This window comes from Hyphomicrobiales bacterium, assembly GCA_002869065.1.
GTDB lineage: Bacteria > Pseudomonadota > Alphaproteobacteria > Rhizobiales > Rhodobiaceae > Rhodobium.
In genome coordinates this window covers 557,690-583,531 of sequence record PKTR01000001.1, presented here as the reverse complement: position 1 = coordinate 583,531, position 25,842 = coordinate 557,690, and the positions used below count along the sequence as shown (strand labels likewise).

At 63.3% G+C, this 25,842-nt stretch carries 23 protein-coding genes; 14 read left to right on the top strand and 9 right to left on the bottom strand.

Going from position 1 to position 25,842, the window contains the following annotated elements; genetic code table 11:
• Positions 1 to 81: 81 nt before the first annotated feature.
• The 3 genes from metC to C0606_02545 all read left to right on the top strand — a co-directional run bounded on the left by metC (position 82) and on the right by C0606_02545 (position 3,661).
• A complete protein-coding gene (gene metC, locus C0606_02555) occupies positions 82 to 1,260 on the top strand; it encodes a cystathionine beta-lyase (GenBank protein PLX39420.1) in 1,179 nt (392 codons plus the stop codon).
• Between the two features lie 259 nt (positions 1,261 to 1,519).
• Positions 1,520 to 1,933, top strand: a complete 414-nt coding sequence (locus tag C0606_02550) for a universal stress protein UspA (GenBank protein ID PLX39419.1) — start codon at positions 1,520 to 1,522, stop codon at positions 1,931 to 1,933.
• Between the two features lie 90 nt (positions 1,934 to 2,023).
• The gene (locus C0606_02545; protein PLX39418.1) at positions 2,024 to 3,661 is read left to right on the top strand and encodes a BCCT transporter; all 1,638 of its coding nucleotides are present in this window, start codon (positions 2,024 to 2,026) and stop codon (positions 3,659 to 3,661) included.
• A 79-nt stretch (positions 3,662 to 3,740) separates the two neighbouring features.
• On the opposite strand, the gene C0606_02540 is transcribed toward C0606_02545, so the two are convergent.
• Both C0606_02540 and C0606_02535 read right to left on the bottom strand, forming a co-directional pair.
• The gene (locus C0606_02540) at positions 3,741 to 4,298 is read right to left on the bottom strand and encodes a cytochrome B (GenBank protein PLX39417.1); all 558 of its coding nucleotides are present in this window, start codon (positions 4,296 to 4,298) and stop codon (positions 3,741 to 3,743) included.
• A complete protein-coding gene (locus tag C0606_02535; protein ID PLX39416.1) occupies positions 4,298 to 4,582 on the bottom strand; it encodes a PepSY domain-containing protein in 285 nt (94 codons plus the stop codon). The genes C0606_02540 and C0606_02535 overlap by 1 nt, the downstream gene beginning before the upstream one ends.
• Before the next feature lie 162 nt (positions 4,583 to 4,744).
• On the opposite strand from C0606_02535, the gene C0606_02530 reads away from it, so the two are divergent.
• The 3 genes from C0606_02530 to C0606_02520 are packed head-to-tail and all read left to right on the top strand — an operon-like array spanning position 4,745 to position 7,142.
• Positions 4,745 to 5,110, top strand: coding sequence for a hypothetical protein (locus tag C0606_02530; protein ID PLX39415.1), 366 nt, complete (start codon positions 4,745 to 4,747; stop codon positions 5,108 to 5,110).
• On the top strand, positions 5,107 to 5,772 hold the full coding sequence (locus C0606_02525) for a DNA-binding response regulator (GenBank protein PLX39414.1): 666 nt from the start codon (positions 5,107 to 5,109) through the stop codon (positions 5,770 to 5,772). The genes C0606_02530 and C0606_02525 overlap by 4 nt, the downstream gene beginning before the upstream one ends.
• Positions 5,769 to 7,142, top strand: a complete 1,374-nt coding sequence (locus C0606_02520; protein PLX39413.1) for a sensor histidine kinase — start codon at positions 5,769 to 5,771, stop codon at positions 7,140 to 7,142. Before C0606_02525 ends, C0606_02520 begins: the two co-directional genes overlap by 4 nt.
• Before the next feature lie 54 nt (positions 7,143 to 7,196).
• Here C0606_02520 and C0606_02515 read toward each other — a convergent pair whose 3' ends face one another.
• From C0606_02515 to C0606_02490, 6 genes are all read right to left on the bottom strand, one after another.
• Complete coding sequence (locus tag C0606_02515; GenBank protein ID PLX39412.1) at positions 7,197 to 8,471, bottom strand: phosphopyruvate hydratase; 1,275 nt, start codon at positions 8,469 to 8,471, stop codon at positions 7,197 to 7,199.
• A 187-nt stretch (positions 8,472 to 8,658) separates the two neighbouring features.
• Complete coding sequence (locus tag C0606_02510; protein ID PLX39411.1) at positions 8,659 to 9,507, bottom strand: 3-deoxy-8-phosphooctulonate synthase; 849 nt, start codon at positions 9,505 to 9,507, stop codon at positions 8,659 to 8,661.
• Positions 9,504 to 10,385: a lactoylglutathione lyase gene (locus C0606_02505; protein PLX39410.1), complete on the bottom strand. Its 882-nt coding sequence runs from the start codon at positions 10,383 to 10,385 to the stop codon at positions 9,504 to 9,506. Before C0606_02505 ends, C0606_02510 begins: the two co-directional genes overlap by 4 nt.
• Positions 10,386 to 10,459: 74 nt before the next feature.
• Positions 10,460 to 12,094 carry a CTP synthetase gene (locus C0606_02500; protein ID PLX39409.1) on the bottom strand — a complete coding sequence of 545 codons (1,635 nt, stop codon included), beginning with the start codon at positions 12,092 to 12,094 and terminating at the stop codon, positions 10,460 to 10,462.
• A gap of 116 nt (positions 12,095 to 12,210) precedes the next feature.
• Positions 12,211 to 12,798 (bottom strand): preprotein translocase subunit SecG, encoded by a 588-nt coding sequence (locus tag C0606_02495; protein ID PLX39408.1) that lies wholly within the window; start codon positions 12,796 to 12,798, stop codon positions 12,211 to 12,213.
• 350 nt (positions 12,799 to 13,148) lie between these two features.
• A complete protein-coding gene (locus tag C0606_02490) occupies positions 13,149 to 13,910 on the bottom strand; it encodes a triose-phosphate isomerase (GenBank protein ID PLX39407.1) in 762 nt (253 codons plus the stop codon).
• 185 nt (positions 13,911 to 14,095) lie between these two features.
• Between C0606_02490 and C0606_02485 the strand changes: the two genes are divergently transcribed.
• The 6 genes from C0606_02485 to C0606_02460 all read left to right on the top strand — a co-directional run bounded on the left by C0606_02485 (position 14,096) and on the right by C0606_02460 (position 20,385).
• The gene (locus C0606_02485) at positions 14,096 to 15,982 is read left to right on the top strand and encodes a peptidylprolyl isomerase (protein ID PLX39406.1); all 1,887 of its coding nucleotides are present in this window, start codon (positions 14,096 to 14,098) and stop codon (positions 15,980 to 15,982) included.
• 50 nt (positions 15,983 to 16,032) lie between these two features.
• Positions 16,033 to 17,049: an anthranilate phosphoribosyltransferase gene (gene trpD / locus C0606_02480; protein PLX39405.1), complete on the top strand. Its 1,017-nt coding sequence runs from the start codon at positions 16,033 to 16,035 to the stop codon at positions 17,047 to 17,049.
• A 1-nt stretch (position 17,050) separates the two neighbouring features.
• Positions 17,051 to 17,854, top strand: coding sequence for an indole-3-glycerol phosphate synthase TrpC (locus tag C0606_02475; protein PLX39404.1), 804 nt, complete (start codon positions 17,051 to 17,053; stop codon positions 17,852 to 17,854).
• Between the two features lie 5 nt (positions 17,855 to 17,859).
• Entirely contained in the window at positions 17,860 to 18,360 is a 501-nt protein-coding gene (gene moaC, locus C0606_02470; GenBank protein PLX39403.1) for a cyclic pyranopterin monophosphate synthase MoaC, read from the top strand.
• The gene (locus tag C0606_02465; protein ID PLX39402.1) at positions 18,357 to 19,568 is read left to right on the top strand and encodes a molybdopterin molybdenumtransferase MoeA; all 1,212 of its coding nucleotides are present in this window, start codon (positions 18,357 to 18,359) and stop codon (positions 19,566 to 19,568) included. Before moaC ends, C0606_02465 begins: the two co-directional genes overlap by 4 nt.
• Before the next feature lie 106 nt (positions 19,569 to 19,674).
• Complete coding sequence (locus tag C0606_02460) at positions 19,675 to 20,385, top strand: repressor LexA (GenBank protein ID PLX39401.1); 711 nt, start codon at positions 19,675 to 19,677, stop codon at positions 20,383 to 20,385.
• On the opposite strand, the gene C0606_02455 is transcribed toward C0606_02460, so the two are convergent.
• Complete coding sequence (locus tag C0606_02455; GenBank protein PLX39400.1) at positions 20,379 to 22,880, bottom strand: competence protein ComEC; 2,502 nt, start codon at positions 22,878 to 22,880, stop codon at positions 20,379 to 20,381. The two genes, C0606_02460 and C0606_02455, sit on opposite strands and share 7 nt — an antisense overlap.
• Between C0606_02455 and C0606_02450 the strand changes: the two genes are divergently transcribed.
• Positions 22,830 to 24,248 carry a glutamate--tRNA ligase gene (locus C0606_02450; protein PLX39399.1) on the top strand — a complete coding sequence of 473 codons (1,419 nt, stop codon included), beginning with the start codon at positions 22,830 to 22,832 and terminating at the stop codon, positions 24,246 to 24,248. The genes C0606_02455 and C0606_02450 overlap by 51 nt on opposite strands.
• Positions 24,249 to 24,534: 286 nt before the next feature.
• The gene (gltA, locus tag C0606_02445) at positions 24,535 to 25,827 is read left to right on the top strand and encodes a citrate (Si)-synthase (GenBank protein PLX39398.1); all 1,293 of its coding nucleotides are present in this window, start codon (positions 24,535 to 24,537) and stop codon (positions 25,825 to 25,827) included.
• Positions 25,828 to 25,842: the final 15 nt, after the last annotated feature.

Below are 25,842 nucleotides of genomic sequence, written 5' to 3'. Positions count from 1 at the left end.
TGGGTCAAGGGGTTGAATGTCACGAAAAAAAGCGCTTCAAGCGGTGTTTGCTGCGATCACCGGATTTGAAGAGATCACAAAATGAGCACGCACAAGAGCGGAACACCCCACAAGCCGGATACCGTCATCACCCATGCCGGTCGCCACCCGCAGGACAACAACGGCTTCGTCAACCCGCCGGTGATCCATGCCTCCACCGTTCTTCATCCAAGTATCGCGGACATGCACGGTCACAAGTCCCGCTATGCCTACGGACGTATGGGAACGCCGACCAGCGAGGCGCTGGAAGAAGCCATCACGGCGCTTGAGGGCGCGGCCGGCACGGTGCTCGCGCCGAGCGGTCTGGCGGCTATCGGGGTTGCGCTGCAATCGTGCCTGTCGGCGGGGGATCATCTGCTCGTTGCCGATTCGATATATGGCCCGAGCCGTCGTCTCTGCAACACCGTACTGGCGCGTTTCGGCGTCGAGACGACCTATTACGATCCGACCATCGGCGCCGGCATTGCCGATCTCTTCCGCGACAATACACGCGCGGTGTTCACCGAGGCGCCCGGTTCGCTGACGTTCGAGATGCAGGACATCCCGGCGATTGCCGAGGTCGCCCATGCCCGCGGCGCCCTCGTCCTCCTGGACAACACCTGGGCGACACCGCTCTATTTCGATGCAATCGGCCACGGCGTCGACCTGTCGATCCAGGCAGCGACGAAATATATCGTCGGGCATTCCGACGTCATGATCGGCACCGTCGCCGCGAGCGAGGCAGCTCTGCCCGCACTGAAGGCGACTCACCTTGCGCTCGGGCTTCATGTCGGCCCCGATGACGTCTATCTGGCCTTGCGCGGCCTGCGGACGATGAGCGTACGGCTCCGCCAGCATGAGGTCAGCGCGCTTGCGATCGCGAAATGGCTCGAGGGGCGGCCCGAAGTTGCGCGTGTGCTCTATCCGCCGCTCGAAAGCGATCCCGGCCACGCGATCTGGAAGCGCGATTTCACCGGCGCCTGCGGGCTGATGGGCGTGGTGCTGAACCCGTATTCGCAAGAGGCCGTCGAAGCGATGGTCGACGGCATGGAGCTGTTTGGCATCGGCGCCTCGTGGGGCGGGTTCGAGAGCCTCGTCATCGTTCCGCAGCTCGAAGGAATTCGTACCGCAACCGAATGGAAGGCCGAGGGTCCCCTCATCCGGTTCCATGTCGGGCTCGAGGACAAGGACGACCTGATGGCCGACCTCGATGCGGGTTTCGAGCGGCTGCGAAATACCTGACGACGGCTCATTCCGCCACCCTACTCACGACGGTATGCCACACCGGTGCTGCCGGGACCGGCGCTCCTTCTTCGCGCCTGTTTATTGCCGGCTAATTACATTTTCGACCATATATTTGGTCGCAAAGTGACGATTCCGTCGCAAATTGACCTGTGGAAACCGGTTCCGGGACAGCCCCTGCCGGTTGAAACACGCTTCCCTCTTCTAAACGATAAAAAGAGCGTCTTTTGACGGCGCCGAACTTGCGAGGGAGGCATTTATGTACAGAAAAATCCTGGTGCCCATCGATCTTGCGCACGTGGATAAACTGGAAAAGGCGATCAACACCGCCTACGACCTTTCCAAACACTACAAAATTCCATTGTGCTTTGTTGGTGTATCGGCGTCCGCGCCGGGCAAGCTTGGCCATACACCTGAAGAATACGCTGAAAAACTTGATGCTTACGCTGCCAGCGAAGGCGCCCGACACGGCATCGAGACAAGCGCGAAAGCCTATATCAGCCACGATCCGACCAGTGATCTCGATGCAACCCTGATGGCTGCGATCGACGAGGTCGGCGCGGACCTGGTCGTGATGGCGACGCATATTCCGAATGTCGTCGATTACATCTGGCCGTCGAATGGCGGGAAAATCGCCCAGCACGCAACAGCGTCGGTTTTCCTCATCCGCTGATTTTTGCACGTAATTTTCGGCTTTTGGGGAAAAGCCGACCGCCTGCCCGGGTCATTTGAACCCGGCTCCAAGCGCTTCAAGGGGGACATCATGAGTGATACGTCACCGTCCGGCATTCCGGAACCCGAGGGACCGGCCAACGTCATCGATACCGATTACGAGATCGGCCAGGACAATATTTCCGTAAGCGTGGGGCCCTTCGGCCTCGACATCCACAACCCGGTGTTCGCCATCTCGGGTTTGACCATCGTCGCCTTCGTCTTTCTCACGCTGGCATTTCAGGACAGCGTCGGTCCGCTGTTCGGCACTATGCGCGGATGGCTGACGTCGACCTTCGACTGGTTCTTCCTCGGCGCGGCGAACATCTTCGTTCTTCTGTGCCTGTTCCTGATCGTCTCGCCCTACGGCAAGGTGCGCATCGGCGGCAAGGACGCAACGCCCGATTACTCCTACTCCGGCTGGTTCGCGATGCTGTTTGCCGCCGGCATGGACATCGGGCTGATGTTCTACGGCGTGTCGGAACCGATCTCGCACTATTCGTCGTCGATGGGCGGAATTTCAGTCGGCGACAATGGCGCGCGGACCGACTGGGCGCCGCTTGGAGCAGCGGCCGGCAACTCCGCGGAAGCCGAGCGTCTCGGCATGGCCGCCACCATCTTCCACTGGGGCCTGCACCCGTGGGCAATCTACGCCATCGTCGCACTGGCGCTCGCGCTGTTCTCCTACAACAAGGGTCTGCCGCTAACCATCCGCTCCGTCTTCTACCCGATCTTCGGTGAACGGATCTGGGGCTGGACCGGACACATCATCGATACGCTGGCGGTCTTTGCGACCCTGTTCGGTCTCGCAACCTCGCTCGGTTTCGGCGCCGAGCAGGCAACGGCGGGCCTGAATTTCCTGTTCGGGGTACCAATCACCGACGCCACCAAGGTGTTCCTGATCCTCGGCATTACCGGCATTGCGCTGACCTCGGTCGTCGCCGGTCTCGATGCCGGCGTGAAACGCCTGTCGGAAATCAACATGGTGCTGGCGGCGCTTCTGCTCCTGTTCGTCATCGCGGTCGGGCCGACGCTCGCTATCATGACGGGCTTCTTCAACAATCTGGTCGCCTATGCCGAGTATCTTCCGGGACTGTCGAACCCGTTTGGACGCGAGGACGCCAATTTCTCGCAGGGCTGGACGTCGTTCTACTGGGCCTGGTGGATCTCCTGGTCGCCGTTCGTGGGTATGTTCATCGCGCGCGTCAGCCGTGGCCGGACAGTTCGCGAATTCATCGTCTGCGTGCTGCTGATTCCCTCGCTGGTGTCGGTGCTGTGGATGACAGCGTTTGGCGGCACCGCGATCCACCAGATCATCGCCGACGGCTACACGGGAGTGCAGGACGCGGCGCTGGAACTGAAGCTCTTCAAGATGCTGGCCGTTCTTCCGCTGACGTCGATCACCTCGTTCATCGGTATCGCGCTTGTGATCGTGTTCTTCGTCACATCGTCGGACTCCGGTTCGCTGGTCATCGACACGATCACCGCCGGCGGCAAGGTCGATGCACCGCTGCCGCAGCGTATCTTCTGGGCGGTTTTCGAAGGCCTCGTCGCGATTGCGCTGCTGCTTGGCGGCGGACTTGCGGCGTTACAAGCGATGGCCGTTTCGACCGGCTTTCCATTCACGATCGTGCTGCTGCTCGCCTGCTTTGCGATCCTGAAAGGGCTGGCGAGCGAGCCGCGGTCGTAGCGGCACGGCACTTTGATAAACGCAAGGGGCGGGAACCAGACAGGTCCCCGCCCCTTCGCTTTTTTTCTCGCCATGAAAGTCACTCAGGGCGTTTGCGGCCGGTGACCATTGCCCGAGCAAGATTCTCGCCATGTTCGATACTGGCGACGACAACGCCGATCACGTGGAGTACGACGAGGCCGAGCGTGATGTTGACGGCGGCTTCGTGGGCCTCTTCGACCCATTCGACACCCCAGTAAGCGTCGGTCGTCATCATGAAGCCGGTGGCGGAGATCGCGGCAAGGGCGATCAGCAACGCGATCACCATCGCACCGCCGGCCGGATTGTGACCGATGTAGCGTTTTGCCCTGAGACCAATTGTGTCTTTCATGAAGCCGAGCACGGTCGACGGGCGATAGACGAATTTTGAAAACCGGGCGTGGCGTGTTCCCACGAAGCCCCAAAGGATCCGGAACGCGATCAGACCCATCACGACGTAGCCGGCAGGTTCATGAACCTTCTGCCATTCATCGCCGGTGATGTAGGCGATGGCGAATGTCGCAACCAGGCCCCAGTGAAAGATGCGGACCAGGGGATCCCAGACCCGCACCGTTGCCGGCCGCGTCGTGCGGCCGGCATCGAGTTCGGCGGCAGACATCAGTCGTCCATCTTCGACTTGACGACGTTGCCGGTCATCGGATCGACGTAGAGTTCGGCCTTCGCGCCGTTCTTGTCGATGGCATAGGCCTCATAGCAGCCGTCCTCGACCTTCACGCGGCGGACTTCGTAACCCATCTCCATAACCTTCGCCTTGACGGCTTCTTCGCTCATCCACTGGTCGCGGGGAGCAGAGGTGCACTTGGCTTCATCACCCGACGCGAACGCGGCAGTGGAGCCGATGACGGTGAAGGCGGCGACGGTGGCGAGAACGATCTTGCGCATTAAGTGGTCCTTTGTCGTTTGCCCGGCAGCTCCGGGCGGGTGTCATGTTTGCCCGGGCATCCCGGGTGGGTTGATGACACGGACCATAGCGAGGTGCGGCTGACGGCATCCTGAGTGCTATTGTCAGGCATCTGTCAGTTTGTTTCGCGCAGAATGAGCTTCATGCAAATCAGCCTGAAAAACCGTTTTCTGTTCATTGGAGTCGCCGCCCTTCTCGCCGCAGGCGCCGGCGCCCTCTCGCATGGGGGCAACATCTTCGAGCGGGCCCTCGCGAGCGAGAACGAAGCAGCCGAAAGTGATCACGACCGCGCGCATGCCGCGCGCCAACGCGGCGACATCCTGCCGCTGCAGACCATCCTCGCGAGCGCAAAGGACCACCTCGACGGCAAGATCGCCGAGATCGAATACGAAGAGGACGACGGCGTTCCGGTCTACGAAATCAAACTCATCAATCCGCGCGGGAGACTCGTCGAGATCTATCTCGATGCCCGCACCGGAAAAATTATCAAGATCGAGGACGACGAATGAGAGTGCTCGTTGTCGAAGATGACAAGCGTATCGCGCGCGATGTGGTCGCGGCCGTGAAGGCGCAGGGTTTCATCGTTACCCATGAGAGCGATGGCGAAGAAGCGTGGTTCCTCGGCGACACCGAGGACTACGACGCTGTCGTTCTAGATCTCGGCCTGCCGAGCATGGACGGTCTCGCCGTTCTCAAACGGTGGCGGGCCAACGGGCGAGATTTTCCTATTCTCGTTCTGTCGGCCCGCGGCACCTGGGCGGAACGCGTCGAGGGCATCGAGGCCGGTGCCGACGACTATCTGCCGAAACCGTTCCAGATGGAGGAACTGGTCGCCCGGCTGCGCGCCATCGTGCGACGCTCATCCGGGCACGCGACGCCGGTCATTTCCGACGGCGTCGTATCCCTCGACACGCGCACGATGCGCGTCTCCGTCGAAGGCGTGCCGATCTCCCTGTCGCCGCAGGAATACAAGCTCGTCGCCTATCTGATGATGCAGAAAGGCCGCGTGGTTTCGCAAATCGAATTGACCGAACACCTCTATGCGCAGGACTATGAACGCGATTCCAACGCGATCGAGGTTCTGGTCGGGCGAACCCGGCGCAAGATCGGCGCCGAACTGATCAAGACCAAACGCGGCTTCGGCTATTACATCGGTGAGGAGACCGCATGAGAAGCACGTCGCTTAAACTGCGCCTGCTTCTTGTTTCGTTGCTTTCGATCACCCTCGCCCTTGCGCTCGCCGGTGCCGGCCTCGTCTTCCTGTTTTCCCGTCATGTCGAGCGTCGCATCGATGCCGAGCTGGAGACCTACGTCAACCAGATCGCCGGCAATGTGGTGCTGACGCCGGACGGCTCGTCATTTGCAATCAAGCTCCTGCTTCCCGATCCACGCTTCCAGCGCCCCCTGAGCGGGCTCTACTGGCGCGCGTCGGACGCCAAGAGCGGTGTCGTTCGTCGTTCCCGTTCGCTTTGGGACAGCGATCTCGACTTTCCGGACGACGTGATCGATCGGCACCAAGTCCACCGGCACCTTCTCCCGGATCCGGCAGGAGGCACCCTCATCGCTCTCGAACAGGAGATCGCCTTTCCGACCGACTCAGGCCCCCACCTGATCCGGATCGCGGTCGGGCTCAACCGATCCGCCCTGATCGAGGCGCGCAACCAGTTTGCCGCCGACCTGGTGCCCTCGCTGCTGCTTCTCGGCCTGGTTCTGCTTGCGGCCGTATGGGCGCAGATAACGCTCGGTCTGCGACCGCTGCAGTCGATCCGTGCGGGTATTGCCGCGATCCGGGGGGACAAGAGCACGCGGCTTTCGGGAACCTTTCCCGAAGAGGTCATGCCGCTGGTGCACGAGGTCAACACGCTGCTCGACGAACAAGGCAAGGCAATGGATCACGCGCGGGCGCGCGCGGCCGATCTCGCGCACGGGCTGAAAACGCCGCTCACCGTGCTGCGCGGCCATGCACAGCGACTTGAGGATGAGGGTCAGGCGGATGAAGGCCGGGAACTCGCGCAACTCGCGGCGGACATGCAGCGCCATGTCGACCATCAGCTCGCCCTCACCCGGCTGCAGTCCCGCGATCGCGGCCGGCCGGGTACCGCCCCCTTGTGCGAGACGCTCAACGCCATTGTCCGCACGGTGCAGAAAACCCCGCAGGGCGAGGCACTTGCATGGCAGGTGACATGCCCTGCCGGGCTGATCGTCCCGCTCGAACGCAACGACCTGACCGAAATGCTCGGCAACATCGTCGAGAACGCGACGAAATGGGCTGCGAGCCGGGTTTCGGTGGGCGTGGAGAGCGGGTCCGATGGTATTCGCCTGACGGTGTCGGATGATGGGCCGGGCTTTCCCGATGCGGCGCATAACCGGCTTGGGGAACGCGGCAAACGGTTCGACGAGAGCGCTCCGGGGTCCGGCCTCGGCCTTGCGATCGTTCGCGACATCGCGGCGAATTACGGCGTCGAACTTCACTTCGACAACGGGCCGGAGGGTGGCGCACGCATCACCCTCACCTTCCCGTCCGCTGGCGAGAGCACATAAAAAGGGCGCAAACCGAAGTCCGCGCCCTCTTCAAATCCTGACTTTTCAGCACAATCAGGCCTTGAGGATGCTCTTGCCGGCGTAGCGAGCCTGCGGGCCGAGGCCGTCCTCGATGCGCAGCAGCTGATTGTACTTCGCAAGACGATCCGAGCGCGACAACGAGCCGGTCTTTATCTGACCGCAGTTGGTGGCGACCGCGAGGTCGGCGATGGTCGAATCCTCGGTCTCGCCCGAGCGGTGCGACATGACGGCGGTGTAGTTCGCCTTATGCGCCATCTCGACGGCTTCCAGCGTCTCGGTCAGCGAACCGATCTGGTTGACCTTGACGAGGATCGAATTGGCGACGCCGCGCAAAATACCATCGGCGAGACGAACCGAGTTGGTGACAAAAAGGTCGTCGCCGACGAGCTGACAGCGGTTACCGACCGCATCGGTCAGCACTTTCCAGCCATCCCAGTCATCCTCGGCCATGCCGTCTTCGATCGAGATGATCGGGTAGCGGTCTACGAGGTCGGCGAGCACGGCAGCCATCTCGACCGGCGGCAGGACGCGACCCTCGCCGGCGAGGTTGTACTTGCCGCCTTCAAAGAACTCGGTCGAGGCGCAGTCGAGCGCCAGCATGATGTCGTCACCCGGCTTGTAGCCGGCCGATTCGATCGCCTTCATGACGAAGCCGAGAGCCTCATCGGCGGAGGCGAGGTTCGGAGCGAAACCGCCCTCGTCGCCGACATTGGTGTTGTGGCCGGCATCCTTCAGCGCCTTCTTCAGCGCGTGGAACACCTCGGCACCCATGCGCAGACCTTCCGAGAAGGTGTCGGCGCCGACCGGCATGATCATGAATTCCTGGAAGTCGATCGGATTGTCCGCATGCGCGCCACCATTGATGATGTTCATCATCGGAACCGGCAGCACGCGGGCATTGGTGCCGCCGACATAGCGATAGAGCGGCAGACCGGCCGACTCGGCGGCGGCCTTTGCGACGGCGAGCGACACACCGAGAATGGCGTTGGCGCCGAGACGCGCCTTGTTCGGCGTGCCGTCGAGGGTGCAGAGCGCCTCGTCGATGGCGACCTGGTCTTCGGCGTCCATGCCGCCGACGGCGCTGAAGATTTCGCTATTGACCGCGTCGACGGCGTTGAGAACGCCCTTGCCGAGGTAACGCGTGCCGCCGTCGCGCAGTTCGACGGCTTCGTGGGCGCCGGTCGAGGCGCCGGACGGCACCGCGGCGCGGCCGAACGCACCGTCTTCGAGGATAACGTCGACTTCAACCGTCGGGTTGCCCCGGCTGTCGAGGATTTCGCGGCCGGTGATATCGATAATCGCGGACATGTGGGATCTCCCGCATCTGGTCTTGGTGGAGGAAGGACTGCCTTGGCTTCTAGACCCTGACCGGGTCAGGTGGAAGCCCTCAAAAGGACAAAGACCGGCATTTTCGCGCGAAACGGCGCAATGTCGCGGGCGGAGACGGCGGAATGCCCTGCCCCTGCGTCACCGCCGCTGCGTATCGTCGCTGAAGCTAGATCGAAACCGGGTTCGCCTTGGCGACCGCATCGAACGCCTTCAGAGTCGCGAGCAGCGCTTCCATCTCGGCGAGCGGCACCATGTTCGGGCCATCGGAGGGCGCGCTATCGGGATCCTGGTGGGTCTCGATGAAGACGCCGGCGACACCGACCGCCATAGCGGCACGCGCGAGCACTGGAACGAACTCACGCTGCCCGCCCGAGGTGCCGCCACGCCCGCCCGGCTGTTGCACGGAATGGGTCGCGTCGAAGATCACCGGAGCGCCGGTCGAGGCCATGACAGGAAGCCCGCGCATGTCGGTGACCAGCGTGTTGTAGCCAAAGCTCGCGCCGCGCTCGGTCAGCATGACACGGCTGTTGCCCGCGCCGACGACCTTGTCGACCACATTCGCCATATCCCAAGGCGCAAGGAACTGGCCCTTCTTGACGTTGACGACGCAGCCGGTGTTGGCCGCGGCAATGAGCAGATCGGTCTGGCGGCAGAGAAAGGCCGGGATCTGCAGGATGTCGACGGCCTCGGCGGCAATTGCGCACTGCTCGGCCTCGTGCACGTCTGTCAGCACAGGAATGCCGAGGCTCTCCCGGATTTCTGCAAAGACCGGCAGAGCCGCCTCGACGCCAATCCCGCGCGCGCTCTTCAGGCTGGTGCGGTTGGCCTTGTCGAAGCTCGTCTTGAAGACGAAGCCGATACCGAGCCGGTCGGTGATCTCCTTCAGAGCCGTCGCCATTTCAAGCGCGTGCTCACGGCTTTCCATGGCACAGGGCCCGGCGATCAGCGAGAACGGCAGCGTGTTGGCGAAGCGGACGGACCCGACCGAAACGATGGCTTCCGGGGAACTGGTCATGGCCGGACCTCCTTGAAGACGATTGCCGTGCCCTGGCCGGGCGCCGGCGGCACGACGATCATGTCGTTGTTCAAACGATGGTCGACATCGCCAAGGCCGAGAATGGCCGAAACGGACGACAGGCTTTCCACTCCAACGACGAAGGCAGCGAAGCGCAGGCCCCTGCCCGCGTTCGGTGCGGCTTCGCCATAGATGGCCTCAAAGCCGGCTGGCGACAGCACCGAGACATCGGCTTTCGGCGGCGAGAAATGCATTCCGAACGACGACACGCGCGGGTCGCGCTGACCGGTAACGGTCTGCAGAATATACTGAAAATCCGTCGGATTGTCTTCCGTCAGGATAATCTCGGCCAGCCCCAGCGCGCCGTTGGAATGCGTTGTGCGGTCCGCATGCCAGAATACATCGGTGTTGATGTGCTGGCAGGAAAAGAACGTGGCGTCGGGCGCGTTTTCGTCGATGGCGAAAGCCAGACGAACACCGATCGTCGTCTCGTTGCCGGACGCATCCGCGGCCTGACGGTCGAAGGTGAACACGTCACCTGCGGCGAAGCCCTCTTCGGTATAGACGGCGTGATCGGTTTTTGCGTCTTCGCTGGTCACCGCCATCATGGCGAACCCGTCGAGCCCGTGACGGAAGCGATAAGCCTGATAGCGGCGCAGGAATGTCAGTCCCTTGCGGGCGAACTTCTCGACCACAGCCCGCTCACCGACGGCCAACGGTTCGAGATAGGTGCGGTTGGCGAAGAATACGCAGGCGTTCTCGGTGCCGAACGGATGGCGGGCATCGGGCGCCACGGTGAAGCCGAGCGCCTCGTAGCGGGCACGGGCGATATCGAGTTCTTCCACCGGCAGAACCAGGTGATCGACACCACGCATCATGGATCGGGATCCTTCATTCACTCACGTAACGCACTGGTGCCGATGCCACCGAAAATGGACCGTTCGATGACGCGTCAGACCAGCCGGCTCTGGTCCACGGCCGCCGAGATGAAGGACGCGAACAGCGGATGCGGATCGAACGGCCGCGATTTCAACTCAGGATGATACTGAACACCGACGAACCACGGATGGTCGACGAGTTCGACGGTCTCGGGCAGCAGGCCGTCCGGCGACATGCCGGCAAAACGCATGCCATGCTTTTCGAGCACGTCGCGGTACGCCACGTTGACCTCGTAGCGATGGCGATGGCGTTCGGAAATCTCGGTCGCACCATAAATTTCGGCGATGCGGCTGCCCTCGCCAAGGGCGGCCGGGAACGCGCCGAGACGAAGCGTGCCGCCAAGATCGCCCTGGGCGGAGCGCTTTTCAAGCTCGTTGCCTTTCAGCCATTCAGTCATCAGGCCGACGACCGGCTCGATGGAGCTCGGTTCGCCGAATTCGCTCGACGTCGCTTCCTTGATGCCGGCCATGTTGCGCGCGGCTTCGATGACGGCCATCTGCATGCCGTAGCAGATACCGAAATACGGCACCTTGCGTTCGCGGGCGAAGCGGGCCGCGCGGATCTTGCCTTCCGCGCCGCGCTTGCCGAAGCCGCCCGGCACCAGAATGCCATGCACATTGTCGAGATAGGGCGACGGGTCTTCTTTTTCGAAGACCTCAGACTCGATCCACTCCAAATGGACACGCACATTGTTGGCGAGGCCGCCATGGGCAAGCGCTTCCATCAGCGACTTGTAGGCGTCCTTGAGACCGGTGTACTTGCCGACGATGGCGATGGTGACGTCGCCCTCGGGATTGTGAGTCTGGTGCGAAATCTTCTGCCAGCGGCTCAGATCCGGCGCCGGCGCGCCCTTGATGCCGAAGGCGGCGAGCACTTCCTCGTCGATCCCCTCCTCGTGATAGGAGATCGGCACATCGTAGATCGACGGCACATCGAGACCCGGGATGACGGCGGATTCGCGCACGTTGCAGAACAGCGACAGCTTGCGCCGCTCGGATTCCGGGATCGGCCGGTCGCAGCGCACCAGCAGAATGTCGGGTTGGATGCCGATCGAGCGCAGTTCCTTGACCGAGTGCTGAGTCGGCTTGGTCTTCAACTCGCCAGCGCTCGGGATGAACGGCATCAGGGTGAGATGGATATAGACGGCATCGCCGCGCGGCAGGTCGTTGCCGAGCTGGCGGATCGCCTCGAAGAATGGGAGCGCCTCGATATCGCCGACAGTGCCGCCGATTTCGCACAGCACGAAGTCGTATTCCTCGTTGCCGTCGAGGACGAATTCCTTGATCGCATCGGTAACGTGCGGAATGACCTGCACGGTGCCGCCAAGAAAGTCGCCGCGGCGTTCCTTGGCGATGATGTCCTGATAAATGCGCCCGGTGGTGATGTTGTCCATCCGGTTGGCCGGACGTCCCGTGAAGCGCTCGTAATGCCCAAGGTCGAGATCGGTCTCGGCGCCGTCGTCGGTGACGTACACTTCGCCGTGCTGATAGGGCGACATCGTGCCCGGATCGACGTTGAGATAGGGATCGAGTTTACGCAGCCGAACCTTGTAGCCACGCGCCTGAAGAAGAGCCCCGAGAGCCGCCGACGCAAGCCCTTTGCCCAATGACGACACCACGCCGCCGGTGATGAAAACATACCGCGCCATGGGCCCTGACCATAACTCCATTCACGACGATTCGGTGAGTCCGAAATCGCTCTCGGCCTGCGAAAAAAGACTGCGGCAAATCCCCGCCGCCAGGGGCCGGCTTGCTGCCGGTCGGCTTACTGCTGCGGAGCCGTATCGCCGGAAACCGGCATTTCCGGCATCGTGGCGGCCGGAACCTCGACCGGCGGCGCGGGAACGGCTGCCGGGGCTTCCGCCGCCGGAGCGGTTTCGGCCGGCGTCGTCGAGGGAACCATCATCGATTCGGGAATCGACACCGGGGCCGGAGCCGTTTCGGCGGGCGCCGGTGCGCTCACCGGTGCGGCCGGGATCTGCGGGCCGGTCGGGATGGTCGGCGCGGCCGGAGCTGCCGGAGTCTGGCCCTGGAGCTGGTTCAGAATGCCGCCACCGGTCGCCGGGGCACCTTCGGCCGGACCATCGGTCGGCGTCCCGGTGGTGTTGAGAATGTCGGACGGACGGGTGTCGAACTGGGCGAGAATGGTCAGGATCAGCGAGGTCGCGAAGAAGCCCGCAGCCAGGATCGCGGTCGCGCGCGTCAGCACGTTGGCCGTGCCGCGGCTTGAAAAGAGGCCACCGCCACCGCCGCCGCCAATACCGAGCGCGCCGCCTTCGGAACGCTGCAGAAGCACCACGGCCACGAGGGCAATGACGACCATCAGGTGGATGACGATGACGACGGTTTCCATATCAGGCTCTTTCGACCAACTCGTTCGGCCCGGACCCCCGTCGCGTTCACCGCGCGGAAAACCGGGCTACGTCTTCAAATCGTTCATTCCGAACCGGGTACAAGGTGCGACGGTCAGGATTGCGCCGGATACCCGTCCGGCCGCAGTCACCACGATTCCGACCCGATGGTCGGAGTCGAACCGCCGATATCACCGTTTGTTCGGAAGAAATGGCAAGTCGCGCGCCTTTTACACGATCGAAGCGGCGCTTTCCACCCCATCGCGCAGGATGATGAACAAACACCCGGCCGCGCCCCTGTCAGGACGTCGCCAGGCGTTGATCCGGTAAGCGTTCGCCGAAGCGAGACGGTTTAGCGGTAGGCGGCAAGAATACCGAGGAAATCGCTCGCCTTGAGGCTTGCTCCGCCGACCAGCGCGCCGTCGACATTGGCGACCGCCATCAGCGTTTCGGCGTTCGACGGCTTGACCGAGCCGCCATAGAGAATGCGGATCTTGCTGCCTTCCTCGCCATACATGTCCACGAGACGTTCGCGGATGAAGGTGTGTACGGCCTCGACGTCGTCCGGCGTCGGCGTCAGACCGGAGCCGATCGCCCAGACGGGCTCGTAGGCAACGACGAGATTCGCGGCGGTCATGCCTTCCGGCAGCGACTCGGCAACCTGCTCGCCGACCACATCGAGGGTCTCTCCGGCATCCCGCTCGTCGAATGTCTCGCCGACGCACATGATGGCGACGAGCCCGGCGCGACGGGCCGCCTCGACCTTGGCCTTCACCTTGATGCTGGTTTCATCGTGATCGGCGCGGCGCTCGGAGTGACCGACGATAACGGCGTCCGCGCCGGCATCGGCAAGCATCTCGGCGGCGATATCGCCGGTATGAGCGCCGGAAACCTCGGCATGGCAATCCTGGCCACCGGTCATCACGGCGGTGCCCTTGGCGCGAGCGGCAAAGGCGGAGAGCAGCGTCGCTGGCGGGCAGATCATGGTGTCGGCGTTTGCAGCGACGGCGTCGTCATAGCCGGCGATTAACGCGTCCAGCTCGACGATAGAGGCTGCCAAGCCGTTCATCTTCCAATTGCCCGCAACAAGCGGCTTGATCCCCGGGGTGGTCATGCGCTCTCTCCTCCCAGCACCATTGTCGAAAACCGTTCGCAACAGGGCTTATCAGAAACCATCAATTCATCAAAGATGTGCGCCTTGCGGCGCGCGGACGCGGTCTCTATTATCCGCCCGGTTCGCGCGCTGCCGGCATCCGCCGATGGCGTGCGTCTTTATGCCTACGCATTCGGGAATCCATCATGCTCGACGTACTGCGCAAGAGCGCGGCCGGCTGGATAGCCAAACTCTTCATCGGTCTTCTCGTAATCAGTTTCGCAATCTGGGGGATCGCCGACATCTTCACCGGGTTCGGCACCTCGTCGATCGCCAAGGTCGGCGAGACCGAGATCCCGGCCGGCACCTTCCGCAACGCCTATAACCGCGAGCTGCAGCTGATCGGCCGACAGCTCAATCGCGGCCTGACGCCGGAAGAAGGCGTGGCAGCCGGCATTCCCGGACAGGTGCTCGGGCGGCTCGTCTCGGAAGCCACCCTCGACGAGGAAGCGCGCAATCGCGGGCTCGGCATTTCCGACGAAACGCTGGCGCGTCAGATCCAGAACGATCCGGCGCTGCAGAACGGCAGCGGTCGCTTCGACCGCAACATGTTCCGCCAGTTGCTTGCCAACAACGACATGAACGAGGATTTCTACGTCCGGCAGCGCCGCGGCGCGGAGATGCGTCAGCAGCTTTCGGATGCGGTCACCGGCGGCCTTGAAATCCCGACGGCCTATCTCGAGGCCATGAACCGCTACATGGACGAGGAACGGGTCGCGAGCTACATCGTTCTCGGCCCCGAGCAGCTTGGCGATATCGCCGATCCGAGCGACGACGAGCTGAAGGCCTATTTCGAAAAGAACACCGTGCGTTTCCGCGCACCGGAATATCGCAAGCTGATGCTGATGAGTGTCGTGCCGGCGACCGTCGCGCGTCCCGAAGACGTCGGTGAAGATGATATTCGCGCCGCCTATGACGCGGCAGGCGATCGTTTCAAGACCCCGGAGAAGCGCCGTATCCGTCAGATCGTGTTCGCCGACAAGCAGCAGGCCGAAGAGGCTGCCGCCAAGATCGCCGGCGGCACCAGTTTCGCCGACATCATGGCGGAGCGGAAGTTGACCGATACCGATGTCGACCTTGGTCTGGTCACCAAGTCTGACCTGATCGATCCCGCCGTCGCCGATGCCGGGTTCGCGCTTGCCGATGGCGCCGTCAGCGGTGTTGTCGATGGCCGTTTCGGCAGCGTTCTGGTAACCGCCAGCGACGTCACGCCGGGGACGGTCACGCCGTTCGAAGAGGTTCGCGACACGCTTGCCCGCGAACTCGCGGAAAAGAACGCCACCCGCGAAGTTCTCGAGCTTTCCGATACCATTGAGGACGCCCGTGCCGGCGGTTCGACACTCGAGGAAATCGCCAAACGTTTCGACCTCAAGACGCGCATCGTCGAGGCTGTCGACGAGAGTGGCAACGACCCCGACAAGAAGTCGGTCGACCTGCCGAAAAAGGCCGAGTTCCTGAAGCTGGTGTTCGAGAGCGATGTCGGCCTCGAAAACGATCCGCTGCAATTGCCGAAGGGCTTCCTTTGGTACGAGGTCATGGATGTAAGCCCGGCACGCGACCGTGCGCTCGACGAGATCCGCAACGAGGTCGTCGCTGCTTGGAAGAAAGAGCAGTATCAGACGCAGGCCAACAAGAAGGTCGCCGATCTGGTGACGCGCCTTAACGGCGGCGAGACGCTGGAACAGGTTGCGACCGACGTCGGCGTTGCCGTTCAGGAGTCGGGACGGCTGAAGCGCCAGTCGCAGGATCCGATCTTCACGCCGCAGGCGCTGAACGCGCTGTTCAGCGGTCCGGAAGGCCATGCCGCATCCGGCGCGGGTGTCGGCGACCAGCAGATCATCGTCGTTGTCAAGGATATCTTCGCACCGGCCTTCTTCGCTGAAGCGGCCGGCGTGCCCGAGCTGAAGAACCAGCTCACGGCTCAGCTGCGCAACTCGATGATGACGCAGTATATCGCAGAGGTGCAGCGGTCTGTCGGCGTGTCCGTCAATCAGGCCACGCTGCAGCGCTCGATCGGGCTGCTGACACAGTAAGCGAACGGCGCCAGGGGTCGAAGAACAAAGACGCAGGAAGATTGCGAGCCATGCCGGATTTCAAACAGCTCCTCGCCAAGGTCGCCTCGGGCGCCGCACTGAGCCGCGATGAAGCGCGTGAAGCCTTCGATATCGTCATGTCGGGCGAAGCAACCCCGGCACAGATCGGTGGCTTCCTGATCGGGCTGAGGGTGCGTGGCGAGACGGTTGACGAGATCACCGGCGCGGTCAGCACCATGCGGGCCAAAATGCTGACGGTCGAGGCGCCGGAAAACGCCATCGACATCGTCGGCACCGGCGGCGATGCGTCCGGCACCTACAACATCTCGACCTGCGCGGCCTTCGTTGCGGCCGGTGCCGGAGCTCCGATCGCCAAGCACGGCAATCGCGCGCTGTCGTCGAAGTCGGGCGCCGCCGACGTTCTGATGGCGCTCGGCGTCAATCTCGAACTCGATCCGGCCGGTATAAGCCGTTGCATCAACGAGGCCGGCGTCGGCTTCATGTTCGCGCCATCTCATCACGCGGCGATGAAGCATGTGGGTCCGGCCCGCGTCGAACTGGCCACGCGCACGATCTTCAACCTGCTTGGACCGCTGTCCAACCCGGCGGGCGTCAGGCGTCAGATGATCGGCGTGTTCGCCGAGGAATGGGTTGAACCGCTGGCCCGCGTGCTCGGCAATCTGGGCTCCACCCATGTCTGGGTGGTGCATGGCTCCGACGGACTCGACGAGATAACCAACACGGGACCGACCAAGGTCGCCGAACTGAAGGATGACGAGATCACCACCTTCACCATCTCGCCGCAGGATGTCGGCCTGCCCGTTTCCAAATCGGAGGACATCAAGGGCGGCGACGCTGCGACCAATGCGGCTGCGCTTCGCGCCGTGCTGGAGGGCGAACGCAACGCCTATCGCGACGTGGTCGCGATGAATGCGGGCGCGGCCCTCGTCGTCGCCGGTATCGCCTCGGATTTCGCCGATGGCGTGTCGCGGGCCGAGGCCTCGATCGACACCGGTGCCGCCAAGGCAGCGCTCGAGCGGCTGGTCGCCGTCTCCAACGAGGCCTGATGTGACGGATATTCTGAAAAAAATCGAGGAATACAAACGCGCCGAGATCGTCGCCGCGAAACACATGCTGTCGCACACCGATCTGATCGCGCGACTTGCCGACGTACCGCCCGCGCGCGGCTTCGTGAAGGCGCTCAAGGCGAAGCACGAAGCCGGCGACTACGCGCTGATTGCCGAGATAAAGAAGGCGAGCCCGTCGAAGGGCCTGATCCGCGAGGACTTTCATCCGCCTGCATTGGCACGCGCCTATTACGAGGGCGGTGCCGCCTGCCTTTCGGTGCTGACCGATACGCCGTCGTTCCAGGGGGCGCCGGACTTTCTGATCGAGGCGCGCGAGGCGGTACCCCTGCCCGCGCTGCGCAAGGACTTCATGTTCGATCCCTATCAGGTCGACGAAGCCCGGCTTTGGGGCGCCGACTGCATCCTGATCATCATGGCCGCCGTCGACGACGATCTCGCCAAGCGGCTGGAAGACGCTGCCATCGACCGCGGCATGGACGTTCTGGTCGAGGTGCATGACGAAGCCGAGCTCGAACGCGCGTTGAAGCTTTCCTCGCCGATGATCGGCATCAACAACCGCAATTTGCGCACCTTCGAGACGACGTTGGAGACCTCCGAGCGTCTCGCACCTATGGTGCCGTCGGATCGCCTGCTGGTCGGGGAAAGCGGCATCTTCACGCCGGCCGATCTGGCGCGCCTTTCCGCCGTTGGCATCGAGACCTTCCTCGTCGGCGAAAGCCTGATGCGGCAGGACGATGTTGCAGCGGCAACCCGCGCTCTGCTCGCGCGTTCTCCTGTGGAGTGAGTCCGATGAGCACCGGCGACGCCCTCACCCATATCGATCAGTCCGGCAAGGCCGACATGGTCGATGTCTCCGACAAGGCTTCGACCGTGCGCGTTGCGGTCGCCGAGGGCGCCGTGAAAATGCAGCCCGAAACGCTCGCCATGATCCGCGCCGGCGACGCCAAAAAGGGCGATGTCATCGGCACGGCGCGCGTTGCCGGTATCATGGCGGCAAAACGCACTCACGAACTCATTCCGCTGTGCCATCCGCTGGCGCTTTCCAAGGTCTCGGTCGATATCGACTACGATGACGCCCTGCCCGGCCTGCGCGTCACCGCGCTGGCAAAACTGACCGGCCAGACCGGCGTCGAGATGGAAGCGCTGACCGCCGTCAGCGTTGCCTGCCTGACGATTTATGACATGGCCAAGGCGGTCGACCGCTCGATGACGCTGACCGACATCCGGCTGAACGAAAAATCTGGCGGCCGTTCCGGCCACTGGGTCCGAACCGACCAGGACGATCAATGAGCCTGCTTTCCATCGCCGAAGCCCAGACCCGACTGCTCGCCGACGTCAAAGCGATGCCGGTAGAAGCGGTGCGCCTTGAAGACGCCAATGGGCGCACGCTCGCCGAGGACCTGTTCGCGCTGCGCACCCAGCCGCCCTTTTCGGCATCCGCGATGGATGGTTATGCCGCGCGTACCGACGATGTCGCCGAGCCGCCGGTCGACCTGAAAGTGATCGGCACGGCAGCAGCCGGACACGGTTTTGACGGCAGCGTCGGCCCCGGCGAGGCCGTGCGCATCTTCACCGGCGCGCCGGTGCCACCCGGCGCCGACACCATCGTCATTCAGGAAAACACCCTGCGCGAACCCGATTCCGACACCGTCACGGTGACCGAACCAGCGCGGGTCGATCAGTTCATCCGACCCGCCGGCCTCGACTTCGCGCTCGGTCAGAAGCTGCTCAAGACGGGCCGCCGCCTCGGCTATCGCGAACTCGCTTTGGCCGCGGCGATGAATTACGGCGTCGTGCGCGTGCGTCACCGTCCGGTCGTCGCCATTCTCGCGACCGGCGACGAGCTGGTGCCGGCGGGCGGCAATCCCGGTCCCGATCAGATCATCGCCTCGAACAGCCACGGCGTTGCGGCCATCGTCGCCGATCTCGGCGCGATCCCGTTCGATCTCGGCATTGCAAGCGACACCATCGAATCGATTTCGGCTGCGATCCGCCGCGCGCGCGACGCCAAGGCCGACATTCTCGTCACGCTTGGCGGCGTCTCCGTCGGCGATCACGACCTGGTTCGGGACGCACTTGGCGAAAATGACTTCCAGATGGGTTTCTGGCGCATTGCCATGCGGCCGGGCAAGCCGCTGATGTTCGGCAACTCCGGTCCGATGAAGGTACTCGGCCTTCCCGGCAACCCGGTATCGAGCCTTGTGTGCAGCCTGCTGTTCCTGGCACCCTTGATTCGCTCCATGCTCGGCGTCGACAAGCCGTTCGCGCACGAGGAAACAGCCGTTCTCGGCGCCGACGTCAAAGAGAACGATCTGCGCCAGGACTATCTGCGCGCGACACTCGATGTCGACGCCAATGGGCGCACCGTCGCAACACCGCGGGAACTGCAGGATTCCTCGCTTCTTGCGATGATGGCCGGTGCCGAAGCACTCCTTATCCGGCCCCCGCACGCACCCGCCGCCGAGGCCGGAAGCCCCTGCAAGATCATCCGGCTTTAGCGCCTGATCGGTAAACGACCGCGCCGAACGCTTGCGGAACACAAATAGAACGTGTATTGTTCGTTCGTGTTTTGTACCACCGCAAACGACGTCGGAGAACGGCTCCATGCTGACCCGGAAGCAGTACGAACTGTTGATGTTCATCCATGAGCGCGTGAAAGAAACCGGCGTTCCGCCCTCCTTCGATGAAATGAAGGATGCGCTGGATCTGAGATCGAAGTCCGGTATTCATCGTCTCATCACCGCCCTTGAAGAACGCGGATTTATCCGCCGCCTGCCCAATCGCGCACGGGCGCTTGAAGTGGTCCGGCTGCCTGAGTCGGTCGCGCCGGGGCTTGCCGCGCCGCGCTCGACCGGCTTCCGCCCGAGCGTCATCGAGGGATCACTCGGAAAGCCCCCACAGCCGGCGGAAGAACGGCCCAGCACGGCGGCGGATACTGTGGCGATCCCGGTCATGGGCCGGATCGCGGCAGGTACGCCGATTGAGGCGATCCAGAACCACAGCCATACGATTTCCGTGCCGGCGGAGATGATCGCGGGCGGACATCACTTCGCACTTGAAGTGCGCGGCGACTCGATGATCGAAGCCGGCATCCTCGATGGCGATACGGTGCTGATCAAGCGCTCGGATACGGCCGATACGGGCGAAATCGTCGTCGCACTGGTCGACGATGAGGAAGCGACGCTGAAGCGCCTGCGCCGCAAGGGCGCATCGATCGCGCTGGAAGCCGCGAACCCGGCCTATGAGACGCGGATCTTCGGGCCAGATCGGGTACGCATTCAGGGTCGTCTGGTCGGTCTGTTCCGCCGCTATTGAGGCTGCGGCAATGACCGGGTAGCGGCGCCTGTGACACCCGCCTTTCTGGATCGCGGCTCAGGCGGTTCGGGGTTCCAGGGACGCCGGTAGCGGGGTCGCGCCGTTCGGATCTCGAACGCGGGTTTGCCGGCTTCGCCGGGGCGTCGTGGTTTGAGGGTCAGGGCAAGCGCGCCGGTTCGTGCGCGGGTCGCGCGGTCGGATACTATTGCAGCCTCGCTGCAGTGCGCCGAGGCAGAGCGTTCCGCAACCACGATTGCGGCCCGTGTACAGTCCTCAAGGAACGCCAGCGGTTTTTGGCTGAGCGCTACCAGAGCCAGAGAGTCGGGCGCGCCCGGTTCCGGTAGGGGCAGGATACAGCCGAGAGGATCGCACTGGATCCCGGCTATCACCGACGGATCGTCGGGTGAACGACTATCGCCGTCGGCCCGCAGCCATGTCTCGGCAACGAAGTCACCGCCGCGCCCGGTGTGGACCGCGAGGGTGCTATCTGCGCGGCGAACGGCAACTGTTTTGCCGTCCTCGGAAATCAGCACATCGGCGCAATCCGCCATCGGCGCCAAGAGTGCGCCAAGCGCAAGCAAGCCGACGCCGCCCCATCGCAGGCGGGTTCGCCACAGGCAGAGCCAGAGCAAGCCTGCTGCGAACGCCAGAGCAGCGCTTTGCGGCATCGCGCCGACCACACCACCTTTCGGCGTCAGATCGGCGATGGTGCCCGCAACGGCAATGACTGTGTCGATGCCCCACCCCATTGCCGGCAGAATCAGCGGGTCGAGCCCAAAGGGAGCGGCGAGCATCGACGCGACAGCCGCTGGCATGATCACCAGCGCGACCACCGGCATGGCCAGCAGGTTCGCCAGAAGGCCGAACGGCGCCACCCGGTGGAAATGAAAGGCGGCCAATGGCGCCGTCGCCAACCCCGCCACCAGAGACGTCAGCGCAAGGCCGAGGATGTATCGCCCCGCACGCGATGCGATCAGGCTCGGCAACCCGCCCGCCGGTGCTGCAAATTTCTTTTCCCGTCCGGTCACCCATTCATAGGTCGCGATCAACGCAACGACGGCTGCGAACGACATCTGGAAACTCGGCCCGGTGACCATTTCTGGCGCCAACACCATCACGGCGAGCGCTGCAAGCGCGACCGAGCGCATGGTAACCGCCGGCCGGTCGACAAGGACGGCGAGCAGCACGACCGCGACCATGACGAAGGCACGCTGCGTCGCGACGCCCGCACCCGAGATGATCAGATAGACGGCGCCCGTTGCGAGGGCTGCCACGGCGGCCCATTTTCGGATGGGCTGACGCAACGCGAGGCCGGGTATGAGCGCGAGCAACGCCCGCACCACCCAGAAGACGGCGCCGGTCACCAGCGCCATGTGCATTCCGGAAATCGCCAGAATATGCGCCAGCCCAGCCTGACGAAGCGCGTCAACCGTGTCTTGCGGAATACCGCCCCGGTCGCCGACGACAAGCGCGGCCGCCACTTCGCCACTTGCCCCGGGAAGCGTCTCCCGGAGCCTGTCGCCGAGCGCGGCGCGGAATGTCTCGATTACATTGCGCGCGCGACCGGCCCACCTCGTGACTGTCGGGTTTGCCACTTCCGCAGGTTTCGGCGTGCCGTAGGCGAACCCCGTCGCCCCGATCCCTTCAAAAAACAACGCCCGACCGAAATCATAGCCGCCTGGCATCACCGGCCCCTGTGGCGGCCGCAAACGGGCGAGGAATGTGACCCGGGATCCCGCGACCAGATGCGGCGCGTCGCGGGCAACTGTTACGCGGACGCGGTCGGGCACACGGTCCTGAGGCACCTTCTTGTCCATTTCCTCCGTGCGCAGCACCAGGCGCACACCACGGCTGCGTTGCTCGACCGTTTCGATTGCGCCGGTCATTGTGACAGTGCGCTCGCGATCGAGAATGGGCGCGACGACAACATCGGTTCTCAGTTTTGCAAGGCTTACTCCGGCCATCGCCGCGGCGGCGCAGACCAGCGCTGCGTACAGGATGGGGCGCGAACGCGCGCGACGCGCGGCGAGGGTCAGAAGAACAAAACCTGCGAAGAGCGCCAGCAGCATCGGCTCGCGCGGCAAGGCGAAATAGAGCGCGATGCCGACCGCGACAGCAACCGGCACCCACAGGAAGCCCCGTCCGGCGTTCCACTCCCGCTGCAGCGCATCGACCAGCGCCTCGGCAATGCGTTCGAGATGGAACCGCAGTGTGCCGAACGGACCGGGCGGCAGGAACTGGCGCCGCGCACCGGCAATCGCATCGCGCGATCCGCTGTCGCTGCCGACGTCCAGGTGGTCCGTTTCCTTTTGTGCGGGGTCCATTACGCGCGCCGCCGCTTTCTTCGTTGTCTGCGCATATGCTACACCAGCGGCGACCTGAAGCGAGTCCGCGCCGGTGTGCGCGCGTCGTCGCATTCTCCAACACCATCCATGAAAGCGACCATGGCCAATATCGTTACCCGGTTCGCCCCCTCCCCGACGGGCTATCTTCATATCGGCGGCGCACGCACGGCGCTGTTCAACTGGCTCTACGCAAAGGCCAAGGGCGGAAAGATGCTGCTGCGGATCGAGGATACCGATCGCCAGCGTTCGACCGAGGATGCCGTATCCGCGATCCTCGACGGCCTGACATGGCTGGGGCTCGACTGGAGCGGTGATCCGGTTTCCCAGTTTGAGCGCGCGGACAAGCACCGCGCCGTTGCCAAGGCGTTGGTCGATGCCGGCCGCGCCTACTATTGCTACTGCACGCCGGAAGAGCTGACCGAGATGCGCGAGTCCGCGCGGCTCGAGGGACGCCCGCCGCGCTATGACGGCCGCTGGCGCGATCGCGATCCCTCCGAGGCGCCCGAAGGCATCGATCCGGTGGTACGGATCAAGGCACCGCTCGATGGCGAGACCGTGGTCGAGGACGAGGTCCAGGGAACGGTCCACTTCCCCAACAAGGACCTCGATGATTTCATCATCCTGCGCTCGGACGGTAACCCGACCTACATGCTCTCCGTCGTCGTCGACGATCACGATATGGGCGTGACCCATGTCATTCGCGGCGACGATCATCTGACCAACGCGGCCCGCCAGGCGATCATCTACAACGCCATGGAGTGGCGGATTCCGGTCTGGGCACATATTCCGCTGATCCACGGGCCGGACGGCGCCAAGCTCTCCAAGCGGCACGGCGCGCTCGGTGTCGAGGCGTATCGCGAAATGGGCTACCTGCCGGCCGCCATGCGCAACTACCTCGTTCGCCTCGGCTGGAGCCATGGCGACGATGAGGTCTTTTCCGAAGCGCAGATGATCGAGTGGTTCGATCTCGACGGGATCGGCCGCTCCGCGGCGCGTTTCGATTTCGCCAAGCTGGAAAACCTCAACGGCATCTATATGCGCGAAAGCGACGACGAGACGCTGCTGACCGCGCTGATCGACCTGCTGCCCCACATCGAGGGCGGCGCGGGCATCGCGGATCGCATCGACGCAGACATGCGCGCAAAGTTGCTACAAGCGCTGCCCGGCCTGAAGGAACGCGCCAAGACGCTCGTCGAGCTGCTGGATGGTGCCCGCTTCCTGTTCGACACGCGTCCTCTGGCGCTCGACGAAAAGGCCGCCAAGATTCTGAATGAAGATGCTCGCCAGGTGCTTGCCGGCGTTCTCGAGCGGCTCAAAGCGGTCGATGACTGGTCGGCCGAAAACACCGATGCGGCTGTTCGCGCCTACGCCGAAGGCGCCGAGCTGAAACTCGGAAAGGTTGCGCAGCCGCTGCGTGCCGCGTTGACCGGTCGATCGACGTCGCCCGGCATCTTCGATGTGCTTGCTGTGCTTGGCCGCGACGAAAGCCTTGCGCGGATCAGCGACCAAACCAGCTGATTCACATAGGCTTTTTCGCATGTATACAGCGACCGTCCGTCAATTTTCGGCGGGCGGCCGTTCTGTCGCGTTCTTTTCGCGAAAATAGGTCACCCCATATGACCCTTTGGTATAAGGTGGAGGCTTGTCCGATGACATTTCCTTGCCGCGCGAGAGCAAATAAGATACCTCAGACAGCGACAATTTCTCCCATTGCGCTCGTTTAGTCCGCGCCGGAATTCCGCCAATCCGCCGACGCTCCGGACGGCCAGATCGCGTGCGATCCAGAAGAAAGGGTAACGGACACATGACCGACAATAAGGCGAACCTGAGTATGAACGGGAAGAACCTGGAATTTCCGGTCCGCGCCGGAACTATCGGCCCGGATGTTGTCGACATTTCGACCCTTTACCGCGACACCGGCAGCTTCACCTACGATCCGGGGTTCACCTCGACAGCGTCCTGCGAGTCGAAGATCACCTATATCGATGGCGATGAAGGCATCCTGCTCTATCGCGGTTACCCGATCGAACAGCTCGCCGAACATGGCGACTTCCTCGAAACCTGCTACCTGCTGCTGTATGGCGAACTGCCGAACGCCGCGGAAAAGGACAGCTTCGTCGATCGCGTGACCTATCACACGATGATCCACGAGCAGATGACCAAGTTCTATTCGGGCTTCCGCCGCGACGCGCATCCGATGTCGGTCATGGTGGGTGTGGTCGGCGCGCTCGCGTCGTTCTACCACGACTCCCTCGACATCGCCGATCCGCGCCAGCGGATGATCGCCAGCATGCGCATGATCGCGAAGATGCCGACGATTGCCGCCATGGCCTACAAATACTCGATCGGTCAGCCGTTCGTGTATCCGCGCAACAATCTCGGCTATGCGGCGAACTTCCTGCATATGTCGTTCGCGGTGCCGTGTGAGGATTACACCGTCAATCCGGTTCTGGCGCGCGCCATGGATCGCATCTTCATCCTACACGCCGACCACGAGCAGAACGCGTCGACCTCGACCGTTCGTCTCGCCGGTTCTTCGGGCGCCAACCCGTTTGCCTGCATCGCGGCCGGCATCGCGTGCCTTTGGGGCCCCGCTCATGGCGGCGCCAACGAGGCGGCGCTCAACATGCTCGCCGAGATCGGCAGCGTCGACAACATCCCCGAATATGTCGCTCGCGCCAAGGACAAGAACGATCCGTTCCGTCTGATGGGCTTCGGCCACCGGGTCTACAAGAACTACGATCCGCGCGCGCGCATCATGCAGAAGACCTGCCACGAGGTGCTCGACGAACTCGGCCTCAAGGACGATCCGCTGCTGCAGGTCGCCATGGAGCTGGAAAAGATCGCGCTCAACGACGAGTACTTCGTCGAGAAGAAGCTGTACCCGAATATCGACTTCTACTCCGGCATCACGCTGCGCGCGCTCGGCTTCCCGAACAACATGTTCACCGTGCTGTTCGCGCTGGCCCGCACCGTCGGCTGGATCGCCCAGTGGAAGGAAATGGTGGAAGATCCGTCGCAGAAGATCGGCCGCCCGCGTCAGCTCTACACCGGTTCGGAAAAGCGCGACTACGTGCCGTTGGCACAGCGCCGCTAACCGGCGGGACCAAGA